The organism is Pseudoclavibacter sp. CFCC 14310 (genome assembly GCF_008831165.1).
Classification (GTDB): domain Bacteria; phylum Actinomycetota; class Actinomycetes; order Actinomycetales; family Microbacteriaceae; genus Pseudoclavibacter_A.
Genome location: NZ_WBKC01000002.1, coordinates 105,218 through 125,857, shown reverse-complemented (window position 1 = coordinate 125,857; position 20,640 = coordinate 105,218). Strand labels below are relative to the sequence as shown.

15 protein-coding genes are annotated in these 20,640 nt (G+C 66.3%); 4 read left to right on the top strand and 11 right to left on the bottom strand.

What is annotated here, in order from left to right:
- Positions 1-44: 44 nt before the first annotated feature.
- The 5 genes from F8O06_RS04300 to F8O06_RS04280 form a co-directional block, all read right to left on the bottom strand.
- Positions 45-1,568 (bottom strand): aldehyde dehydrogenase family protein, encoded by a 1,524-nt coding sequence (locus tag F8O06_RS04300; RefSeq protein WP_158037693.1) that lies wholly within the window; start codon positions 1,566-1,568, stop codon positions 45-47.
- Between the two features lie 333 nt (positions 1,569-1,901).
- The gene (locus F8O06_RS04295; protein WP_158037692.1) at positions 1,902-4,127 is read right to left on the bottom strand and encodes an NADP-dependent isocitrate dehydrogenase; all 2,226 of its coding nucleotides are present in this window, start codon (positions 4,125-4,127) and stop codon (positions 1,902-1,904) included.
- A gap of 120 nt (positions 4,128-4,247) precedes the next feature.
- Complete coding sequence (gene upp, locus F8O06_RS04290; protein WP_158037691.1) at positions 4,248-4,883, bottom strand: uracil phosphoribosyltransferase; 636 nt, start codon at positions 4,881-4,883, stop codon at positions 4,248-4,250.
- 69 nt (positions 4,884-4,952) lie between these two features.
- The gene (locus tag F8O06_RS04285) at positions 4,953-6,272 is read right to left on the bottom strand and encodes a uracil-xanthine permease family protein (protein WP_158037690.1); all 1,320 of its coding nucleotides are present in this window, start codon (positions 6,270-6,272) and stop codon (positions 4,953-4,955) included.
- Between the two features lie 138 nt (positions 6,273-6,410).
- Positions 6,411-7,487 (bottom strand): AI-2E family transporter, encoded by a 1,077-nt coding sequence (locus F8O06_RS04280; RefSeq protein ID WP_158037689.1) that lies wholly within the window; start codon positions 7,485-7,487, stop codon positions 6,411-6,413.
- A 240-nt stretch (positions 7,488-7,727) separates the two neighbouring features.
- Here F8O06_RS04280 and F8O06_RS04275 point away from each other — a divergent pair, with 240 nt between their 5' ends.
- Positions 7,728-8,495 carry a TetR/AcrR family transcriptional regulator gene (locus tag F8O06_RS04275; RefSeq protein WP_158037688.1) on the top strand — a complete coding sequence of 256 codons (768 nt, stop codon included), beginning with the start codon at positions 7,728-7,730 and terminating at the stop codon, positions 8,493-8,495.
- Between the two features lie 113 nt (positions 8,496-8,608).
- Here F8O06_RS04275 and F8O06_RS12160 read toward each other — a convergent pair whose 3' ends face one another.
- From F8O06_RS12160 to F8O06_RS04245, 6 genes are all read right to left on the bottom strand, one after another.
- The gene (locus tag F8O06_RS12160) at positions 8,609-10,477 is read right to left on the bottom strand and encodes a DUF2207 domain-containing protein (RefSeq protein WP_192496835.1); all 1,869 of its coding nucleotides are present in this window, start codon (positions 10,475-10,477) and stop codon (positions 8,609-8,611) included.
- Between the two features lie 148 nt (positions 10,478-10,625).
- The gene (locus F8O06_RS04265; protein ID WP_158042597.1) at positions 10,626-11,312 is read right to left on the bottom strand and encodes a LysE family transporter; all 687 of its coding nucleotides are present in this window, start codon (positions 11,310-11,312) and stop codon (positions 10,626-10,628) included.
- Positions 11,309-12,334, bottom strand: a complete 1,026-nt coding sequence (locus F8O06_RS04260) for a magnesium transporter CorA family protein (protein WP_158037687.1) — start codon at positions 12,332-12,334, stop codon at positions 11,309-11,311. Before F8O06_RS04260 ends, F8O06_RS04265 begins: the two co-directional genes overlap by 4 nt.
- A gap of 26 nt (positions 12,335-12,360) precedes the next feature.
- On the bottom strand, positions 12,361-13,725 hold the full coding sequence (locus F8O06_RS04255) for a sugar porter family MFS transporter (protein WP_263970002.1): 1,365 nt from the start codon (positions 13,723-13,725) through the stop codon (positions 12,361-12,363).
- Between the two features lie 95 nt (positions 13,726-13,820).
- Positions 13,821-14,777, bottom strand: coding sequence for an exopolyphosphatase (locus F8O06_RS04250; RefSeq protein WP_158037685.1), 957 nt, complete (start codon positions 14,775-14,777; stop codon positions 13,821-13,823).
- Positions 14,774-15,982 (bottom strand): glycosyltransferase, encoded by a 1,209-nt coding sequence (locus F8O06_RS04245; protein ID WP_158037684.1) that lies wholly within the window; start codon positions 15,980-15,982, stop codon positions 14,774-14,776. The genes F8O06_RS04250 and F8O06_RS04245 overlap by 4 nt, the downstream gene beginning before the upstream one ends.
- A gap of 172 nt (positions 15,983-16,154) precedes the next feature.
- Between F8O06_RS04245 and F8O06_RS04240 the strand changes: the two genes are divergently transcribed.
- The 3 genes from F8O06_RS04240 to F8O06_RS04230 all read left to right on the top strand — a co-directional run bounded on the left by F8O06_RS04240 (position 16,155) and on the right by F8O06_RS04230 (position 20,636).
- Entirely contained in the window at positions 16,155-18,962 is a 2,808-nt protein-coding gene (locus F8O06_RS04240) for an ATP-dependent Clp protease ATP-binding subunit (RefSeq protein WP_225733394.1), read from the top strand.
- A gap of 10 nt (positions 18,963-18,972) precedes the next feature.
- Complete coding sequence (locus F8O06_RS04235) at positions 18,973-19,827, top strand: aldo/keto reductase (RefSeq protein ID WP_158037682.1); 855 nt, start codon at positions 18,973-18,975, stop codon at positions 19,825-19,827.
- An 89-nt stretch (positions 19,828-19,916) separates the two neighbouring features.
- Positions 19,917-20,636, top strand: coding sequence for a DUF6226 family protein (locus F8O06_RS04230; protein ID WP_158037681.1), 720 nt, complete (start codon positions 19,917-19,919; stop codon positions 20,634-20,636).
- The last annotated feature ends 4 nt before the right edge of the window (positions 20,637-20,640 follow it).

Genomic DNA, 20,640 nt, shown 5'->3' with positions numbered 1-20,640 from the left:
CCTGACCGCCGGAACGATCAGGGTCACACGTGGTGTGCGTCGGTTTAGAAGAAGCCCTGCGGCTTCTCGCTGTACGACACCAGGAGGTTCTTGACCTGCTGGTAGGCATCGAGCACCATCTTGTGCGTCTCACGACCGATGCCCGACTCCTTGTAGCCGCCGAAGGCCGCGCCCGCCGGGTAGTTGTGATAGGTGTTCGTCCAGACGCGACCGGCCTGGATGCCGCGGCCGGCCTTGTACGCGATGTTGCCGTTGCGGCTCCACACGCCCGAGCCGAGGCCGTAGAGCGTGTCGTTGGCGATGTCGAGCGCCTCGTCGAAGTCTTTGAACGTCGTCACTGAGACGACCGGCCCGAAGATCTCTTCCTGGAAGATGCGCTGCTTGTTGTTGCCCTTGAAGATCGTCGGCTTGATGTAGTAGCCGCCCGCAAGATCGCCGTCGAGCACATTGCGCTCACCGCCGGTCAGCAGTTCTGCGCCTTCCTGCTTGCCGATCTCGAGGTAGCTGAGAATCTTCTTCAGCTGAGCCTCACTGGCCTGGGCGCCGACCTGAGTGGCCGTGTCGAGCGGGTTGCCCTGAATCGAGTTCTCGACCCGAGCCACTGCGTCGGGCAGGAACGTGTCGGCGATCGACTCCTGGATCAGCGCACGCGACGGGCAGGTGCAGATCTCGCCCTGGTTGAGCTGGAAGAGCGCGAAGCCCTCGAGCGCCTTGTCGTAGAAGTCGTCTTTCTTGTCGGCGACGTCTTCGAAGAAGATGTTCGGGCTCTTGCCGCCCAGCTCGAGCGTGGCGGGAATGATCAGGTTCGCGGCCTGCTGCGCGATGAACCGACCCGTCGTCGTCGACCCGGTGAACGCGATCTTGCGGATGCGGTTGCTCGACGTCAGCGCAGCTCCGGCTTCGGCGCCGAAGCCGTTGACGATGTTCAGCACGCCGGCCGGCAGCAGGTCTTCGATGACCTTGATCAGTTCGAGCAGCGAGACCGGGGTCGACTCTGCGGGCTTCAGCACGATGGTGTTTCCCGCCGCCAGGGCGGGAGCGATCTTCCACGCTGCCATCAGAATCGGGAAGTTCCACGGGATGATCTGACCGACGACGCCCAGCGGCTCTTTGAAGTGGTAGGCCACCATGTCGCTGTCGATCTCGTTGGTGTTGGTCTCCTGCGCGCGGATCGCGGCGGCAAAGTAACGGAAGTGATCGGCCGCCAGCGGGATGTCGGCGGCGAGCGTCTCGCGCACCGGCTTGCCGTTGTCCCACGTCTCAGCGACGGCGAGCTTCTCAAGGCTGGCGTCGATGCGGTCGCCGATCTTCCACAGGATGTCGGCTCGCTGGGTTGCCGAGAGCTTGCTCCACTTCGGGAACGCCGCCCATGCGGCGTCGAGCGCCTTCTCGACGTCGGCGCCTTTGCCGCGTGCCACCTTGGTGAAGACCTTGCCGGTGACCGGAGTGATGTTGTCGAAGTACTCCCCGTCTGCCGGCGGCACCCATGCGCCGCCGATGAAGTTGTCGTACTTCTCCTGGAACGTGATCAGGCTGCCCTCGCTGCCGGGCGCTGCATAGATCGTCATGATGCTCCTTATATTCCGCTTGTCGCCGGACCAAGCTGGCCCGGCAGCCTCGCGACCGTCCTTGGCCGCACATCACTCATTCTGACAGTGCCGAGAGGGGAAACAACCGGTGTATACGATGTCGGTCGTGGTCGTGTCAGAATGGCACATTTCGGTTCGCCGACCGACATCTTTCGCCGACATCTGCCGGAGTGATCTGCCGCGCGTCGAGCTGTGGACTCGGCTGCGCGGCAGGGCCGCGGAGACGAAAGACGCCGGCATCACACGTTCTGCACGTGGATGCCGGCGTCTCGGCGCCGGTCACAGGCCGTGCGCCACCGAGAGGTGCGTCGTTCAGGCGCGACCGATCGAGTCGATGATCTCGTTCAGTGCGGCCGAGGGACGCAGCGCCGCCGAGGCGAGTGCGTCGTCGGGACGATAGTAGCCGCCGATGTCGACCGGGCTGCCCTGCACTGCGAGCAGATCGCTGGTGATCTGCTGCTCGCCCTCGGACAGCGCCTTGGCGACCGGGGCGAAGAGCTCGGCGAGCTCGGCGTCGTCGGTCTGCTGCGCCAGGTTCTCAGCCCAGAAGCGAGCCACGTAGTAGTGGCTGCCACGGTCGTCGATCTCTCCGGCTTTGCGCGACGGCGAGCGATCTTCGTTGAGGTAGCGCTCGGTGGCCTGGTCGAGCGCGTCGCCCAGCACCTGCGCGCGCGGGCTGTCGCTCTTTCGAGCATGGAAGCGCAGGCTCTCGCTGATGGCGAGGTACTCGCCGAGGCTGTCCCAGCGCAGGTGGTTCTCGGCCAGGAACTGCTGCACGTGTTTGGGGGCCGAACCGCCGGAACCGGTCTCGAAGAGGCCGCCGCCGGCGAGCAGCGGAACGACTGACAGCGTCTTGGCGCTGGTGCCGACCTCCAGAATCGGGAACAGGTCGGTCAGGTAGTCACGCAGCACGTTGCCGCTGGCCGAGATGGTGTCTTCGCCCGCGCGGAAGCGCTTCAGCGTGAACTTCGTGGCCTCGATCGGCGAGAGCACACGGATGTCGAGCCCCTCGGTGTCGAGATCGGCGAGGTAGGCGTGCACCTTCTCGATGAGGTTGCGATCGTGGGCACGGCTGTCGTCGAGCCAGAACACGACGGGCGTTTCGGACAGACGCGCACGAGTGACCGCGAGCTTCACCCAGTCGCGAATCGACTCGTCTTTGCTCTGGCAGCCGCGCCAGATGTCGCCGGCCTCGACGCGCTGCTCGATGAGCGCCTCGCCTGCCTGGTCGAGCACCTGCACGACGCCGGGTCGATCGATCACGAAGGTCTTGTCGTGGCTGCCGTACTCTTCTGCCTTCTTCGCCATGAGACCGACGTTGGGAACGCTGCCCACCGTCGTCGGGTCGAATTTGCCGTTGCGCACCGCGTCTTCGATGGTGGCCTCGTAGACGCCGGCGTAGGAGCTGTCCGGAATCACCGCGAAGGTGTCGTCCTCGGCACCGGTCATGTCCCAGAGCCGACCGCCGTTGCGGATCAGCGCGGGCAACGAGGCGTCGATGATGACGTCACTCGGCACATGCAGATTGCTGATGCCCTTGTCAGAGTTGACCGCCGACAGACGCGGACCGTTCTGGTAGCCGGCCTCGATGGCCTCGCGCACACCTTCGCGAACATCCTCTGGCAGCGAGTCGATGCCGGCGATCACGCCGCCCAGACCGTTGTTCGCGCTGATGCCTGCCGCTTCGAGGGCGTCACCGTACTTCTCGAAGAGGTCGGGGAAGAACGCGCGCACGACGTGACCGAAGATGACCGGGTCTGAGACCTTCATCATGGTCGCCTTGAGGTGCACTGAGAAGATGACGCCGGCGTCTTTCGCCTGCTGAATGGACTCTTTGAGGAAGTCATCCAGCGCCTTGGCGCTGAGGAACGTCGCGTCGAAGACCTCTCCCTCGAGCACCGGGATCGACTCTTTCAGCACCGTGACACTGCCGTCGTCGGCGACGAGCTGCACGGTGAGATCGTCGGCCTTCGGCAGCACCACCGACTGCTCGTTGTGACGGAAGTCATGATCGCCGAGTGTGAGCACGCGAGTCTTCGACTCGGGCGACCACTCAGCCACCGAGTGCGGATGCTTGCGCGCGAAGTTCTTCACGGCGACCGGCACACGACGATCGGAGTTTCCCTCACGAAGCACGGGGTTGACCGCCGAGCCTTTGATCTTGTCGTAGACGGCGCGCACGCTGCGCTCGTCGTCGTCTGCCGGCTCGTCCGGGAAGTCTGGCACGTCGAAGCCCTTGCTCTGCAGCTCGGCGACGGCTGCCTTGAGCTGCGGCACCGATGCCGAGATGTTCGGCAGCTTCAGAATGTTGGCCTCAGGCGTCTTGGCCAGCGCACCGAGCTCGGCCAGCGCGTCGCCCACCTGCTGCTCTGCGGGAAGGCGATCGCTGAACGCGGCCAGGATGCGGCCGGCCAGCGAGATGTCTTTCGTCTGCACATCGATGTCGGCGGTCGCGGTGAACGCCTGCAGGATCGGCAGGAAGGAATACGTGGCGAGCAGCGGGGCCTCGTCGGTGTGCGTGTAGATGATCTTCGCCATGGATGAACTGTCTCCCTTGATCAGGTTCGGTGAGATCTTTCGCCCTGCGAAAGACTCGTGGAACTTCCGCACCCCACGATACCGGATGCGGCGCCGGGCGACGCACGGCCCCGGGAGGGATCAGTCGATGGTTCCGTAGAGCCGATCGCCGGCATCGCCGAGGCCCGGAACGATGTAGCTCTGGTCGTTCAGTCCCTCGTCGACGGCGCCGAGCACCACGGTGAGATCGCGGCCCTCGAAGTGCTTTTCGACCGCCTCGACTCCCTGCGGCGCACCCAGAATGCAGATCGCAGTCACCTTGCGAGCTCCGCGTTCGAAGAGGTAGTCGATCGCGCCGATCAGCGAACCGCCGGTCGCGAGCATCGGATCGAGCACGAAGCAGGCACGATCGCTGAGGTCGTCGGGCAGCCGCTTCGCATACGTCGTCGGCTGCAGCGTCTGCTCGTCGCGCACCATGCCGAGGAACCCCACTTCAGCGGTCGGCAGCAGTTTCGTCATGCCCTCGAGCATGCCGAGACCTGCGCGCAGGATCGGCACCACCAGCGGCAGCGGCTGCTGCAGCCGCACACCGGTGGTCTCGGCTACGGGTGTCATGACGCGGACGTCTTCGACGGCCACGTCGCGGGTTCCCTCGTAGGCCAGCAGCGTCATGAGCTCTTCGACGAGCTGACGGAACACCGGCTGCGGGGTGCTCCGGTCTCGGAGAACGGTCAGCTTGTGGTCGATGAGGGGGTGATTGGGAGTGATCAGACGCATGCTCTCAGCCTAGTCGTGTCATGGTGATGAGGATGTCACGGCCGGCCCGGCTCGGCCGACTCGCGTGGATCAGTGCGCGGCTTCGTCCACGCGATCCGTGCTCGCCGGCGAAACCGGCGTCGTGCTGCGTCCGCCGCGCAGCTGGGTCACTCCACGCATGACGTGGTAGACGGCGATGGCGGCGAAGGTTCCCAATGCGATGCCGCCGAACACCAGGTCGCCGGCCTGCCAGGTGAAGTCGGCGATCGCGATGATCAGCGCGACCCCGGCTGTGGTCAGGTTGATCGACTTCGAGAAGTCGACTTTGTTCTCGACCCAGATGCGCACGCCGAGCACACCGATCATGCCGTAGAGCACCACACCGGCACCGCCGAGCACACCGGCGGGCACCGTGGCGATCGCCGCTCCGAACTTGGGAAAGAGACTCAGCAGAACGGCGACGATGCCGGCCACCCAGTAGGCCGCCGTCGAGAACACCTTGGTCGAGGCCATCACACCGATGTTCTCTGCGTAGGTGGTCGTGCCCGAGCCGCCGCCCGAACCCGCGAGCACCGTGGCAAGACCGTCGCTGATCAGCGCACGACCGATGTTGTCGTCGAGATTTCGGCCGACCATCATGCCGACCGACCGCACATGTCCGATGTTCTCAGCGATCAGCACGAAGACGACGGGCACGAAGAGGCCCACGGTCGAGATGTGGAAGGTGGGCGTCTGGAAGTGCGGCAGTCCGAACCATGCCGCGTCGGCGATGGCCGAGAAGTCGACCTCACCGCGGACGACCGCAGTGACGTAGCCGATGACCACGCCGAACAGAATCGACAGACGACCGAGGAACCCACGGAAGAGCACGCCCCACAGGATGATCGCTCCCAGTGTCACCAGCGCGGTGATTGGGGCAACCTCGAAGTTCGCCTTGGCGCTGGGTGCGAGGTTCAGGCCGATCAGAGCGACGATCGCACCGGTGACGACAGGCGGCATCAGCCACTCAATCCATCGAACGCCCGCCCACTGCACGATCAAACCGATGACGAACAGCGTGGCACCGGCGATCACGACGCCGCCGAGCGCGCCCGCGTACCCGTGCTCGCTCTGCGCCGCGGCGATCGGGGCGATGAAGGCGAAGCTCGATCCGAGATAGCTGGGCACCCGGTTTCGGGTCAGCAGCAGGAAGATGATGGTGCCGAGGCCGGAGAACAGCAGGGTCGTCGCCGGTGGGAATCCGGTGAGCAGCGGCACCAGGAAAGTCGAGCCGAACATGGCGACTACATGCTGGGTGCCGATGCCGATCGTGCGCGGCCAGGTCAGTCGCTCGTCGGGAGCCACCGCCTCGCCCGGTCCGATGTGCACGCCGTCTCCGTGCAGCCGCCAGTCGAAAGCTCCTCGAGCCATGTCGTCTCCTCAATGTCATGAAGCGGCGAGGAACAGGAGCTCTCCTGCTCCAGGCTCGACGCAGAGTCGTGAGCCTGCCACGCCGAGGGGAGATTCTACGCCGACCTGCGTTGCGCGCAGGTTACATCGCCGGGCAGTTCAGCGCTGCTCCTGAGCGGGCACGATCACGCGTTTGACGATGATGAGGATCGAAGCGGCGACGGGAAAGGCGACGAGCGCCCCCATCAGTCCGGCGAGCGTCGCACCCACCATCGCGCCGATCAGCACGAGCGATCCGGGAATGTTGACGCTCGTGCCGACGATGCGCGGAGTCAGGACATATGCCTCGACCTGCATGTAGATGATCAGGCAGACGGCGACGAACACCGCGGTGAGCGGTGAGCTGAGCAGGGCGACCGCAGTGATCAGCACGGTGCTGATCACACTGCCGATGAGCGGGATCATCGTGATGAACAGCGCGAGCATGGCAAGCACGAGCGAGAACGGAACGCCGAAGACGGTCATCACGATCAGGCTGAAGACCGCGTTGCAGAAGGCCAGAACGACCATGCCCCCGAGGTAGCTGCCGACCGATCCGGTGATCTCTTCGGTGATGTCCATGACGTTCGCCCGCTTCGTCTTCGGCACCAGCAGAGAGAACGCCTGCTTCATGCGATCGAGGGAGACCACGAAGTAGAGGGTCAGAATCAGCACGAAGATCGTGCCGGTCATGGCGTCGACCACGCCGCGGCCGATCTCGAAGGCTCCACCGCCGACGCCCCACCAGAAGTCGGGGTTCGTCACCTGCGTCTCGATCGTGTGCAGCGTCGTGGTCGCGGCTCCGTTGAACTGCTCGTCCACGTGCAGGAACCAGGGCCGCTGGCTGACTTCGTCGAAGCTCTTTGGCGCCGTGTCGACGAACTGGCCGACCTGCTTCACGATGCCGGGCACGATCATCCAGACGACCACGCCGAAGATCAGCAGGCCGACGCCGAGCACCGTGCCGAGCGCCAGCGGGCGCTTCATCCCCTTGCTCTCGAGCCAGCGAATCACCGGCTCCAGTCCGAGTGTGATGAAGAGGGCGAAGAACACCAGGGTCAGCGGCTTGATGATCGCGACGACGACAGCGGCCAGAAGCACTGCCAGCAGCACGCCGACCGTCGTCGAGAAGCCGGACATCACGCCGGGGCCGCGGGGCAGCCATTTTGCGCGTGTCGCTGGTTCCGGGGTCGACATATGATCCTCCTGCTTGCAGACATCCGCTCTCAGCGTAGGGCGTGCCTATCCGAGAACTAAACGTAACGTTTCCAGTCTTCCAGACCCACCGTCCGGCGACGACGTCGGCTTCGGCGAGGCTCCGGACGAGGTCGGCGACGGTGGATGGTTTTCCCAAGCACTGCGTGGCATACGCCTGCTGCGATGGATCATGCGAGGCGGTGTCATTTCTTGGGTGCACCTGCGTGGTAGCGTGACCGAATGAGCACCGCATCGCTGAGTCGAGTCGAAGTGGCCGATATCGCCCTCGCACTGTTCACCGCCCGGGGATATGACGAGGTGAGCGCCGCCGACATCGCTGCCGCAGCCCATGTGTCACGCAGCACGTTCTTTCGTCAGTTCGGGACCAAAGACGATGTGATCTTCGCCGACCATGATGACATCCTCGAACAGGTTGATGCCTTCTTCGCCGCACGTCTGCGTGGTGAGGTGGTCACCGTCGACGCACGCAGAGACGTGATCGACGCCGCACTGCTGGTGCTCGATCGTTTTCTGGCCCGTCTTCCCAGCATCCGCTCGCGTGATCGCATCGTGCGAGCCACGCACAAACTGCGAGATCGTGAGATCGTTACCATCACGCGATATCAGAAGGCCTTCGACAGATATCTGCGCGAGCAGCTGCCCGCATTGCGACATATCGAGGCTCTGCAGTTCGCCGACGTCGTCGCGACCACGCACAATGCCGTGCTGCGGCAGGCCATTCGAGATCAGCTCTCACCAGACCAGGCCCGTCGAGACCTGAGCGTCGAACTCGATCGTCTGCTCACCATCTTCGCGCCCGTCGTCGGCGAGCCGTCACAGGCGCAGCCACAATCGTCGGCAGCCGAGGGAAATCATGACCGCCCTCAGCTGCCGACCGTCTCAGACGCCGAATCGGTCGTCGTGGTCTTCGGCGTCGATGCGCCAATGTCTACTGTGGGCACAGTGGTGCAGCAGGCTCTGAAACGGCATCGACAGAATCGCATCTGACCCTTCTTTCGATTGCAGCAGTGCCCCGTCATCTGATGCGGTTCGAGAGCAGACGCGTCTGTGCAGTCGACGATGGCAGGAGCGATGATCGCCGCTGCAGCGACCCGGTAGCGCTAACGGCCGCCACCGCCGCCGCCACCGCCACCACCACCTGCGAAGCCCCCGCCCCCTGCCCCACCAGAAAAGCTGCCTCCTGAGGTGGGCGGCTGCACCGAAGTGGTCGCAGCGGTGTTGAACGCGGCGAGTCTGGAAGCGAGGACTCCTGCAGTGAACGGCGTCATCGAGTCATACCACCCCGGTTGGCTGCCGGTGCGCTCGTAGTCGACCTGCAGCTGCTTCGCCCAAGTGCCTTCGATGCCCCAGAGCACCGCCCACGGCAGCAGCCTTTCGTTCAGACGCACACTGGTCGAGCCGTCGGACAGATCGATGCGTTCGGCGCCCTGCACACTCTGCAGCACGGCGAAGCGATCTCGCTCGGCAAGCTCCATGTACATCTTCAGGCCTTTGACCTCGTCTCTTGCCTCGGCACCCGCTTCGGTCAGCGTCTTCGGACGAGGCAGGGCCACGAACAGCAGCATCAGCGACCCCACCGTGGCCAACCCGGCTGCGATGAGCCACCAGGTGATGCGTTCGGCCTGCACCAGCGCCCACAGCCCGTACGCGGCGGAGATCGCCATCATGCCCCACCCTGACACGCGCAGGGCAAGCGGCAGCGTGGAGGTCGGTACGGCTCGGAACCCGCCGGCGAGGAGTCGCTGCTGAACATCGGCGATCACCGCCTGCGCACGTTCGGCACGGTGCTGGTCGGGCTTCGTCTCAATGGCCACGCGCTCACCCGGCTGCAGCTGACGAGGCCCGGCCAGCACGGCGAGCACCTCTGCGTCATGAGCCTGCATTCGAGCGGGGTCGACCATCTCGATCGCGAAGCTCGGTCTCTTGGCGCCGAACATGCCGACATGTTCGATGTCGACCATGCGAACGACGCCGCGAACCGCCATGTCGATGACTGCGGCCGGCATCCAGCTGTTCATCCGGTTGACCAGGTCGGCCCCGGCGACGATCGGAAGCCCAGCGGGCGGTGCGTACTCCGGAACGATCACTCCACGCCCCGGGGCGTCCCGCCACCGGCGGCTTCGCACGACGACCAGGGCGACGGCGAGCCCGAGAGCGACTGCGCTCAGCCCCAGCGGCAGCCATGTCGTCCACCATGCCCGTGAGGGAGGTTCGGGGATCACGAAGGTCTGCGGAGCGAAGCCGACCGCGATGGTCATGGTCTGCGCGGGGGCAAGCCCGCCGTCAGTCTGCGCGGTGAACCGGGCGGCAGCGTCACCCGCGTCTTCGAGACGCACGATCTGACAGCGCGCGGTCGAGCCGTGTGCACCCTGGTAGCAGGAGGCCTGGCCGTTCAGGGCGGAGACGAGCGAGGGATCGACCGTGAGCGTCGCAGAGACGACCCCGAACGGCTGCTGCCAGCTCTCGCCGTTGACATCCCAGTAGAACTCGTCGGTGTCGGTGTCGGCGAAGTGACGCACGGTGTTCTGCATGGTGTAGCTCAGCGCGTAGGTCTGCCTGCCGTGCACGAACTCGTCTGAGCCGAGAGACACTTCGAGCTGGCCTCCGACGCGCTTGGTGTCGTACACCACTGCGCGGCCGGCGTCATCGGAGACCGCCGTGACCGTCGGGTCGAGCGCCACCCCGTCATAGTCAAGGGGAATCTTGCGCACGAGACCGCGGTTCTGATCGAAGCTCGGGAAGTCGGCGACCAGAGTCTCGGTGACATCGATTCGGGCTCTGCCGTCGGCGTCGCGGCTCAGGTGGTAGTCGACAGACATCGATTCGAAGCTGAAGTCGTCGACGGATGCCGCTGCCGGTCTGACGGACGTCGCCAGCAGCGCCAACGCGAGCAGCGTGGCCGCCAGCAGCAGAGCCGAGAGTCGTGCCAGGGTCGATCTCGGCAGACGCAGCGATCTCGACGTGCTCACCAATCTGTGCGTGTGCGACATGCCTGGTGTCGGTGCGGAGTTTTGGGTCGTTCGCATCGGCCTCATGCCGCCCATGGTACTTCGTCGCACCGACATCGCCCGATCACCCGCACGACGAATCGCGCATTACGTCGCGCTGAGGCAGGCCTCAGTGCAGAAAGATCAGCAGCACGCCGACCGCAAGATACAGCACCCCGAACACCGCATTCATCACACGCTGACCATGCGCGTTTCGCGCGAATCGCCCGACCGCGCGTGCGGCAGGAGCGAAGAAGCCCCACATCACACAGATGTCGACGACGATCATGGTGACGATCACCGCCGCATACTGCAGCACGACCGGTTTCGACGCATCGATGAACTGCGGCATGAAGGCCAGAAAGAAGATGATCGCCTTGGGGTTGCTGAGGTTCACCCAGGTTCCGCGCATCACCATCGCGCCGGGTCTCAGGTATCGGCTGACGCCGGCAGCATCCCCCGAATCGGCGGCCTGGTTCTCGGCAGCCGCGCCGGTGTCGGTGTCCTCGTCTTGGGCGACCCGACCGACGGCGCGCGCGAGCAGCAGCTGCCGAACCCCGAGGTAGCCGAGGTAGGCGGCGCCGGCGTAGCGGATCGCCGTGGTGACTCCCGGCGCGTGTGCGAGCAGCGCACCCAGCCCGCAGGCCACGATCACCAGCAGAATGAGCAGACCGATCTGCTGGCCGAGCACGCCCCAGATCGACCGGCGCCACCCGACGTTCAGCGCATTCGTCATCGTCGAGATGGCTCCGGCGCCCGGGGTGAGGCTCACCATGATCGACGCGGCAAGCAGTGCTCCCCAGACCGCCGGGCTCACAGCCAGTCCAGGCGTTTGAACCAGGCGTAGAGCCCAACCGAGGTCAGCGCGATCAGCGTCACGGCGATCACCGCACCGACATCGGTCTGAAAATAGGGAAAGTTCACGTTCATGCCGAAGAAGCCGGTGATCAGCGTCGGCACGGCGATGATGGCCGCCCACGATGTGAGCTTCTTCATCACCAGGTTCATCCGGTTGCTCTGGCTCGAGAGGTTCGTGTCGATGATGGTGCTGGCCAGGTCTCGCAGCGAGTCAGTCCAGTCGCTCACGCGCAGCACGTGATCATAGACATCGAGAAAGTATGGCCGCAGCGCATCGGGCAGCGGCGGCTCGGCACGATTGATCACGCTGCTGAGAATCTCTCTGGTCGGCAGCGCCAGCCGACGCAGGGTGACCAGACGCTTGTGCAGATGATAGGCGTTGAGCTGGATGCCGCGGGAGTCCGGTGTGTCGCCGAAGAGCTCGTCTTCGAGAGCGTCGATGCTCTCGTCAAGCTGCTGCACGGTGTCGAAATGGGTGTCGACGATCTGATCGACGATCGCCCAGAGCACCGTGATGCCGCCGATCGCCAGCAGCGTCGGATGCGCTTCCCAGGCCAGTCGTGCACCGCCGAGATCGAAGCCGTCGCCGTGTCGCACGGTCACCACGACGTTTCTGGTCAGAAAGATGTCTATCTGATGCCGTTCGAGCTCGGACTCGACATCGTTCGGCGCAGCCATCGCATACAGCGTCAGAAACAGATGCGTCTCGTAGCGAACGAGCTTCGCGCGCTCATGGCTCTCTTCGACGTCTTCGATCGCGAGCGGATGCAGATGCAGCGTCTGCGCGATCTGCACGAGCGCCTCATGATCGGCCGTCGGCAGATCGACCCACGTGGTGCGCTCGGCGTCGTGCTGCAGCTGCTCGAGCTCGGTCAGAGAGGTGGTCTCCCGTTCGAGTCGGCCACCGCGGTAGACGCGGATCTCAGGTGTGCAGACGGTCGAACTCGCACCGGTCTTCTCAGGGTCGGTCTCAGAGCGCATGAACCGAGTCTACGCAGTCGATCGCTTCAGCTGAGACGTCGGCGCAGCATCCTCTCGACCTCTTCGAGCGCCAGCCCTCGCGTCTCGGGCAGCGCACGCCAGACGAACCATGCGCTCAGCACGTTGACCGCGGCGAAGACGAAGTAGACGTCGCCGCCCAGGTGCGCGAAGGCCAGTGGAAAGAGCAGCGCGACGACGCCGTTCGACAGCCACTGCACGCAGACCGCCACACCGGCGGCCAGTCCCCGCACCTGCAGCGGGAACAGCTCGGCCGTCATCAGCCAGAACACCACTGACACCATCGACTGCACGAAGCAGAGCAGCACCAGCATGAGGGCGAGCACGAGCCAAGGCTGGGCCGGCCCCAACGGCAGGGCGAAGGCGAGGCCCAGCAGCAGATGCGACGAGGCGACGCCGATCAGCCCGGTGATCATGATCGGGCGTCGGCCGAGACGACGCAGCACGCGGATGCCGACGAGCGTCGCGAGCACCGAGACCACTCCCGTGGCGATGGTCGCGGTGAGCGCCGCCTGCGTGCCGAGCCCGCTGGTCGCGAGGATGCTCGGTGCGAAGTACATCACGGAGTTCACGCCCGTCAGCTGGGAGACCATGCCCAGACCGGCACCGATCAGCACGAGACGGCGCACCCAGCGGGCCCGCATCGGATGCCGATCCGTTCTCTGCGTCGCACCTGCAGGCTCATTCGCCCGGGGGTGAAGCGCCGTGATCGTCTGCAGCTCGCGCTCGCTCTCGCCGGTGCTGCGAATCGATTCGAGCACACGGCGCGCAGCCTCGGGGCGACCGTGCGTCGCCAGCCAGCGCGGCGACTCCGGGACGAACCAGAGCCCGGCGAACAGCAGCAGGGCCGGGGTCGCACTGACCAGCAGCATGTGTCGCCACGCTTCGCCGTCAGACGACGCCTGCGCGATCGCAGCGTTCGCCACCGCCGCGAGCAGCTGCCCGGTGACGATCATCAGTTGGTTTCGGGTGACCAGCCCAGCGCGCCGCCGCGCCGGGGCGATCTCGCCGATGAAGATGGGCACGATCGTCGAGCTGGCTCCGACGGCGAGGCCCAGCACCACCCGACACCCCACCAGCGCCTCGACGCTCGGCGCAAGCCCGGTGCCCAGTGCGCCGACGGCGAAGACGAGCGAGACGAAGAGCAGGGTTCGGCGGCGTCCGAGGCGATCTGCGAGCCGCCCGCCGACAAGGGCGCCGAGACTCGCGGCGAAGACGAGCGCCGACGTGACGACGCCTTCGGCCAGGGCGTCGAGTCCCAGGCCGCCGGCGTCTCGCGGCTGACTGAGAAACGGCAGCGCGCCCGCGAGCACGCCCGTGTCATAGCCGAAGGCGACGGCTCCCATCGTCGCGATCAGCACGATGGTCGTCACGCGTCGGTCGGGCGATCCGCTCCTGCCGCGCGATGATCGAGATGTCGGCTTCGTCGACCTGCGGTGCTCCTCACTCGTCCTTCCCCGTGAACTGCTCATCGCCGATCTCGACCGCCTGCCAGCAACGTCTCAGCGGCGCCGTCGAGGATGTCATGCTCGCTGTAGACGGCGTGGTCGCAGTGTGAGCGGGCGGCGATGCGCGCGCTCACCCGTGACCAGATCACCGCAGCTGCGGAGACCAGGTCAGTGCGTGTGCGGTCGACGCCCATCTCGGCAAGCGCATGCGGGTCGGCGGCGATCAGACGAGTGCAGGCGGCCTGCAGCGCGTCGAGACTCCAGCATCCGCCCGACAGTTCGCCGAAGCGCTCGGCACGAACGCCGGCGGTCACCGCTGCGATCATGCCGACCGAGTCAGAGACGCCGATGATCCGTTCGACGCCAGCCAGCGAAACATGAGCCTCGGCTTCGTCGAGGGCGCAGTCGACGTCGGCGACCATCGCCGCGTGCTGTGCCGCCGACATCGGCCGGTGCGCATCGAGGTGTCGCTCGGTGAGGCGCACGCCGCCCACGTTCATCGACCACGCGGCGGTCGGTCGGCCGTTGCGTCCGACGACGAGCTCGGTCGAGCCGCCGCCGAGGTCGACGACCAGCGTCATGGGCTGTGTCGGCATTCCTGTGAGTGCGCCGGCGTACGAGAGGTCGGCCTCTTCGACACCGCTGATGATCTCGGGCCGCACGCCGAGAGTCGATTCGACGACGTCGCGCAGCGGTGTCGCGTCATGCACGTCGCGGCTCGCCGACGTCGCCACGAAGCGCAGCCGGTCGTCTGCGACGCCGAGACGCGTCAGATCGCGGCGGTAGTCTGCCAAGGCGACGCCAAGGCGGTCGAGCGCCGCCGGTGCGAAGGCATGCGTGCGGTCGACGCCCTCGCCGAGACGGATCGTGCGTGTGCGGCGCACGAGCTCCCGCGTCGGTGCGGGCCCCTCGATCACGAGCAGGCGCACGGTGTTCGTGCCGCAGTCGATAGCGGCGACGCGTTCGCGAGCGGTCATACCGGCTGCACCGTCGAGCGCGTCATCCGACGCTGCTGACAGTAGATCTGCACGAGCCGTCGGGCGCTCTTCGCCCAGCTGCGCTGCAGAGCGAGTGCACGGCCTGCACGCCCCATGCGCTCGCGCAGCTCGGCGTCGTCGAGCAGCCGGGTCAGCGCGCGCGCCCAGGTCTCGGGCGAGCGATCGCGCATGAGCAGACCGGTCTCGCCGTCGTGCACCGCCTCGGGAAGGCCTCCCGTGGCCATCGCGATCACCGGCACCCCGCTTGCGGCTGCCTCGAGTGCGACCAGACCATAGGTCTCAGAGTGCGACGGAACCAGGAACACCGAGGCACCGCGCATCAGATCGGCCAGCTCGGCGTGCGACATCGCGCCGTCGAAGTGCACCCGGTCGCCGATGCCCGCGTCGGCGGTCTGTCGGCGCAGAGCCGTCAGACAGCCGCCGTCCTGGCTGCTCGGCCCGCCCGCGATGCGCAGATCAGGGCGCAGCGAGTCGTCAGTCGACGCAATCGTGGCGACGGCGAGGTCGAGCCCTTTGAGCGGCTCGATGCGGGCTGCGGCGGCGACGTATCTCGGAACTGCGGCCTCTCCCGGGTGGAAGCACCGAGCATCCACACCGGGAGACACCACGTGCACCCGCGATGGCTCGCCGCCCAGCCGCTCGACCACGGTGCGCTGCTCGGCATGACTGACCGTGATCACTGCATCGGCCTCGCGTGCGAGAGTGCGCTCTGCCGAGAGACGCCCGGGCGCCTCGGGAGGCTCGCCGTTGTCGAGTGCGGTGTCGGCGTCTGCCGCGATGCTGTGAAAGCTCTGCAGCATCGCCGCGCCGCATTCCCGAGCGACGGGCAGGGCCGCCAGACCGGAGTACCAGTGATGCGCGTGGATCACGTCGTAGTCGCCGAGTGCCCGCAGCTGCCCGGCGAAGGCGTCGATGTACGCCTCATGCTCGGCTTTGGGCAGCGGATGCTCGGGCCCGGCCGTGATCGTGCGCAGCATGAGTCTGGGGGCGAGCTCGATGGCGTCGGGCTGCTCGGGAGCGCTGCGGCGTGTGATCACATCGACCTGGTGACCGAGCGCGGCCAGTTCGGCCGCAAGGTGCTGGATCACGATGTTCATGCCGCCGACGTCGCCCGTGCCGGGGTCGCCATAGGGATTCGTGTGCAGCGAGATCATGGCGATGCGCAGCGGGCTGGCGGAGGGCATGCCGTTCAGTTTAAGGCATGGCGCTCGTGATGCCGCGAACGGAAGCGACGCAGGGGAATACCTGCGACACCCGGACGTTAGGTTGAGCGTACGGCACTCAACTTTGAGGGTGGCGACGTCTGAACGACTGTCAGATCGGTATCGCCCTCGCAGACACCGACGAGGAGGTACTGTGCCAGAGAACAACCCCCAGAACGGGAGCGAACGCGAACCGAGCGGGCAGGGATCATTCGACGAGTTTCTCGCACGCTACCTGAACGCACAGCAGGCACGGCAGCAGGCTGCCGAAGGCCAGCGCACCATCGACATCAGCAGGTTTCTGACCCAGCGCACACAGCAGGCTCTGGCCGAGGCCGGATCGTACGCGGTCAGAAGAGGTCAGACCGAGGTCGACGCCCTGCACATGCTGCGCGTGCTCGCCGAGAACGCCCCAGTGCACGACGTGCTCACCCGCATGGGCGTGAGCGTTCAGCAGCTCGCTCACGAGGTCGAAGCTCGGCTGCCCGTCGCTCGTGACGGCGCGACCGTCACCGAGGCCCCCGACGTCACGCCCTCGCTGCAGCGCGCCCTCTTCCATGCCTTCCAGGTCGCCCGCGCCTCGGGTTCGACCTATGTCGATCTGGAGCATCTCTTCTTCGCACTCGTGCTCGCACAGGATGCGCCTTCCGCACAGATCCTGGCAGGGTTCGGCGTGACCGCGCAGTCGCTGATCGATTCGATGCGGCAGTCTGCCCGGCAGCCCGATGACGTGGCACCCGTCGACGACGCTGCGGCTGCGAACTCCGGCTCATCGGAGGCGGACGCAGGCGGCGATGCGGAGCAGACTGATGCATCCGCCACATCGCAGACCCCGATGCTCGATCGCTTCGGCACCGATCTGACGGCACAGGCACGCGACGGCCGACTCGATCCGGTGATCGGTCGTGCCGACGAGATCGAGCAGACCGTCGAGATCCTCTCGCGCCGCACCAAGAACAACCCCGTGCTCGTCGGCGAGGCCGGCGTCGGCAAGACCGCCGTCGTCGAGGGCCTCGCGCAGGCGATCGTCGACGACGAGGTTCCGCACGCGATCGCCGGGCGTCGCCTGGTCTCTCTCGACCTGGCGTCGATGGTGGCCGGCACGCGCTTTCGCGGCGACTTCGAAGAGCGCCTGACCAAGCTGCTCGACGAGATCACCGCGCATCGCGATGAGCTCATCGTCTTCATCGACGAGCTGCACACGGTCGTCGGTGCCGGCGGCAGCGGCATGGGCGACGGCCTCGACGCGGCCAACATGCTCAAGCCAAGGCTGGCTCGAGGCGAGCTGCATATGATCGGCGCGACCACGCTCGACGAATATCGCAGGATCGAGAAGGATCCCGCCTTGGAGCGCCGGTTCCAGCCGGTCGCCGTCGACGAGCCGTCGGAGGACGTCGCCGTGCGCATTCTGCACGGCGTCGCGCCCGCCTTCGCCGAGCATCACGACGTGCGGTACACGGATGCCGCGCTCGACGCCGCCGTGCGTCTGTCGGCCCGTTACCTGCCCGATCGTCGTCTGCCCGACAAAGCGATCGACCTGATCGACCAGGCCGGAGCCAGGCTGCGTCTGCGGCTCGGCGATCGCATCGACACGCAGGCGCTGATGCGCCAGCTCATGGAGTTGGAGGCCGAGAAGAACGCCGCAGCGTCGACCGAGCAGTATGAGCAGGCCGGCCAGATTCGCGACCGCATCGAACAGGTGCAGGCGGCTCTTGACGCGGCGAGCGCGCACAATGCCCGCATCGAGCATCAGCACGCCGCGACGACGAGTTCGGCGCCGGCACCGACCGAGGCGGTGGTCGACGAGCGACAGATCGCCGAGGTGGTCGCGCGCCGAACAGGTGTTCCCGTCGATCGCATCAGCGAGGGCGAGCGCACACGGCTCGCGCACCTCGAGAGCGAACTGCACGAGCGCGTGATCGGTCAGCATGACGCGGTCGCCGCGGTGGCTCGGGCCGTGCGTCGTGGCCGCACCGGTCTGGGCGACCCGAACCGGCCCGTGGGCAGCTTTCTGTTCCTCGGCCCGACCGGGGTCGGCAAGACCGAGCTGGCCAAGACGCTCGCGGCCAGTCTGTTCGGCGACGAGCACGCGCTGCTGCGCTTCGACATGTCGGAGTTCGGCGAGAAGCACACCGCAGCGCGGCTGGTGGGCGCTCCCCCGGGCTACGTCGGCTATGACGAGGCCGGCGAGCTCACCGAGGCCGTGCGGCGCAGGCCGTACTCGGTGCTGCTGCTCGACGAGATCGAGAAGGCGCACCCCGACGTGTTCAACCTGTTGCTGCAGGTGCTCGACGACGGGCGGCTGACCGACGGCCAGGGGCGCACCGTCGACTTTCGCAACACCGTGGTCATCATGACCTCGAACATCGGCTCCGAGTTTCTGGCCTCACGGTCGGGAGCGCTCGGCTTCGTCGCGAACACCGGCGACGACGCGACGGGCTTCGGTTCGGAGCGGGCGCTGCGCGATCGGGTGATGGGCCGGCTTCGTGAGGCGATGCGACCGGAGTTCCTCAACCGCATCGACGAGATCGTGCTGTTCCGTCGTCTCTCGCGTGAGCAGGTGAGGCTGATCGCACGCACCATGATCGCGGCGACGGCCGAGCGGCTGGCCGACCAGGGCATCCGCCTGCAGATCAGCGACCAGGCGGTCGACTGGCTCGCCGAACACGGCTTCGAGCCCGAGTACGGGGCTCGTCCGCTGCGCCGCACGGTACAGCGCGAGGTCGACGATCGCATCGCCGACCTGCTGGTCTCGGAGGCGAGCGGCACGGTGGTGACGGTCGATCTGGCGTCTGCAGAGACGACGGCGGATGCCGACGCGGCAGGCACTTCGGCCGACGCCCGTCTGCAGGTGCGCTTCGAAGACGCAGACGACCACACGGGTCGTGCGGGTTCGGCATCGGTCGAGACCAACGCGGCCGGCGTGCATGAGGAGGTGGCAGGAGACGAGGCCGCGGCCTAAGGTCGTTGGCATGAGCACTTCCCCCGAGAACACGCAGACCTCGCACACCCTGAACGACGGCACCACCCTGCCGGCGATCGGTTTCGGCACCTACCGCCTGAACGGGCGTGCGGGTGCCGAAACGGTCGCCCAGGCGATCGACAACGGCTACCGCCTGATCGACACCGCCTTCAACTATGAGAACGAGGGCGCGGTCGGCGCCGGGGTGCGCCTCAGCAGCGTGCCGCGTGACGAGATCGTCGTCACTTCGAAGCTGCCCGGCCGCCACCATGCGTTCGACCAGGCCGTTCCCACGATCGAAGAGTCGGTCTATCGCACCGGTCTCGATCATCTCGATCTGCTGCTGATCCACTGGCCGAACCCGCTGACCGACCGCTACGTCGAGGCATGGCAGGCGCTGATCGAGGCGCGCGAGCGCGGGCTGACGCGTCGCATCGGCGTGAGCAACTTTCTGCCCGAGCACCTCGAACGTCTCGAGCGCGAGACCGGTGTGCTGCCGAGCGTGAACCAGATCGAGCTGCACCCGAGATTTCCGCAGCACGAGGCGGTGCGCTGGAACACAGAGCACGGCATCGTCACCGAGGCGTGGAGTCCGCTCGGCCGAGCCAGCGAGATTCTGCAGAACGAGACGCTTGAGCAGATCGCTCACGCGCACGAGCGCACCGTGGCTCAGGTCGTCCTGCGGTGGCACCTGCAGAACGGCGTGGTCCCGATTCCGAAGGCGACGCACTCCGATCGGCAGATCAGCAACCTCGATGTGTTCGACTTCGACCTGAGCGACGAGGATCTCGCCGCGATCGACGGGCTGGCTCGCGAAGACGGTCGACTCAACGGTCAGGATCCCGCCACATACGAGGAGTTCTGAACTCTCGCGATTTGAGAGGAATCGAGCCCGCCTGACGGATGCGGGCGCTGAAGCTGTTGCGGCCGGCGGAAAAACGGAAGAATGGCCCTATGTTCCGGCTCTCACGCTCTGACCGCACCGCGGCGTCACCAGCCGTCGGTCTCAGCGTCTTCAGCGACCCGGATCGATTCGCTCCGCTGCACACGGTGGCGACAGAGCTCATCGAGCATTTGACGTCGGTCTACGACGTGCGTCGTGAAGACGGATTCGCGGTCACCGCCGAACTGCTGAACGCACCGACCGCAGCCGAGACCGTGCGAGCGGTGCGGCTGACACCGAATGACGACGCCTGCGCACCGATGGTGATCGTCCTCACGGACTTCCCAGGTGTTCGGGTATACGCCGGCGCGCTTTTCGACGAGTTCTATCCCTCGTGCGGGTGCGACGCCTGCGCCGAGACGTGGGAGGGCTGCGCAGACGAGCTCAGGTGGCAGACGCTCGCAATCGCAGAGGGCGGCCTCGCCGAGAACGTAAGCGAACCGCGTCGCGCCAGATGGAGCTTCAGCCTGAGTCGCGGCATCGAGAAAGGTATGGGCCAGACTGTCTCCTGGCAGCTTCGCGCTGCTGACGGGTCAGCCGAGAGCAGTCAGCAGTCTCGTGCAGAAGACGTTCCTGACGATCTGCTGGCACGAGCCCGCACCCGACTTGACGTGCTCGGTGCGGCCAGCCCGAACGGCCGGTGGATGCCATGGCCGAGGCGTGATCGGCGCGCGCAGGCGTGCGACCATCAGTCGTCGTTGCCGATGTCGGAGGGCACCTCTACGCTGTGATCAT

Coding starts and splice junctions, on each gene's coding strand:
- F8O06_RS04300 (WP_158037693.1), bottom strand. CDS start 1,568: ATGACGATCTATGCAGCGCCCGGCAGCGAGGGCAGCCTGATCACGTTC.
- F8O06_RS04295 (WP_158037692.1), bottom strand. CDS start 4,127: ATGGCGAAGATCATCTACACGCACACCGACGAGGCCCCGCTGCTCGCC.
- upp (WP_158037691.1), bottom strand. CDS start 4,883: ATGCGTCTGATCACTCCCAATCACCCCCTCATCGACCACAAGCTGACC.
- F8O06_RS04285 (WP_158037690.1), bottom strand. CDS start 6,272: ATGGCTCGAGGAGCTTTCGACTGGCGGCTGCACGGAGACGGCGTGCAC.
- F8O06_RS04280 (WP_158037689.1), bottom strand. CDS start 7,487: ATGTCGACCCCGGAACCAGCGACACGCGCAAAATGGCTGCCCCGCGGC.
- F8O06_RS04275 (WP_158037688.1), top strand. CDS start 7,728: ATGAGCACCGCATCGCTGAGTCGAGTCGAAGTGGCCGATATCGCCCTC.
- F8O06_RS04260 (WP_158037687.1), bottom strand. CDS start 12,334: ATGCGCTCTGAGACCGACCCTGAGAAGACCGGTGCGAGTTCGACCGTC.
- F8O06_RS04250 (WP_158037685.1), bottom strand. CDS start 14,777: ATGACCGCTCGCGAACGCGTCGCCGCTATCGACTGCGGCACGAACACC.
- F8O06_RS04245 (WP_158037684.1), bottom strand. CDS start 15,982: ATGCCCTCCGCCAGCCCGCTGCGCATCGCCATGATCTCGCTGCACACG.
- F8O06_RS04235 (WP_158037682.1), top strand. CDS start 18,973: ATGAGCACTTCCCCCGAGAACACGCAGACCTCGCACACCCTGAACGAC.
- F8O06_RS04230 (WP_158037681.1), top strand. CDS start 19,917: ATGTTCCGGCTCTCACGCTCTGACCGCACCGCGGCGTCACCAGCCGTC.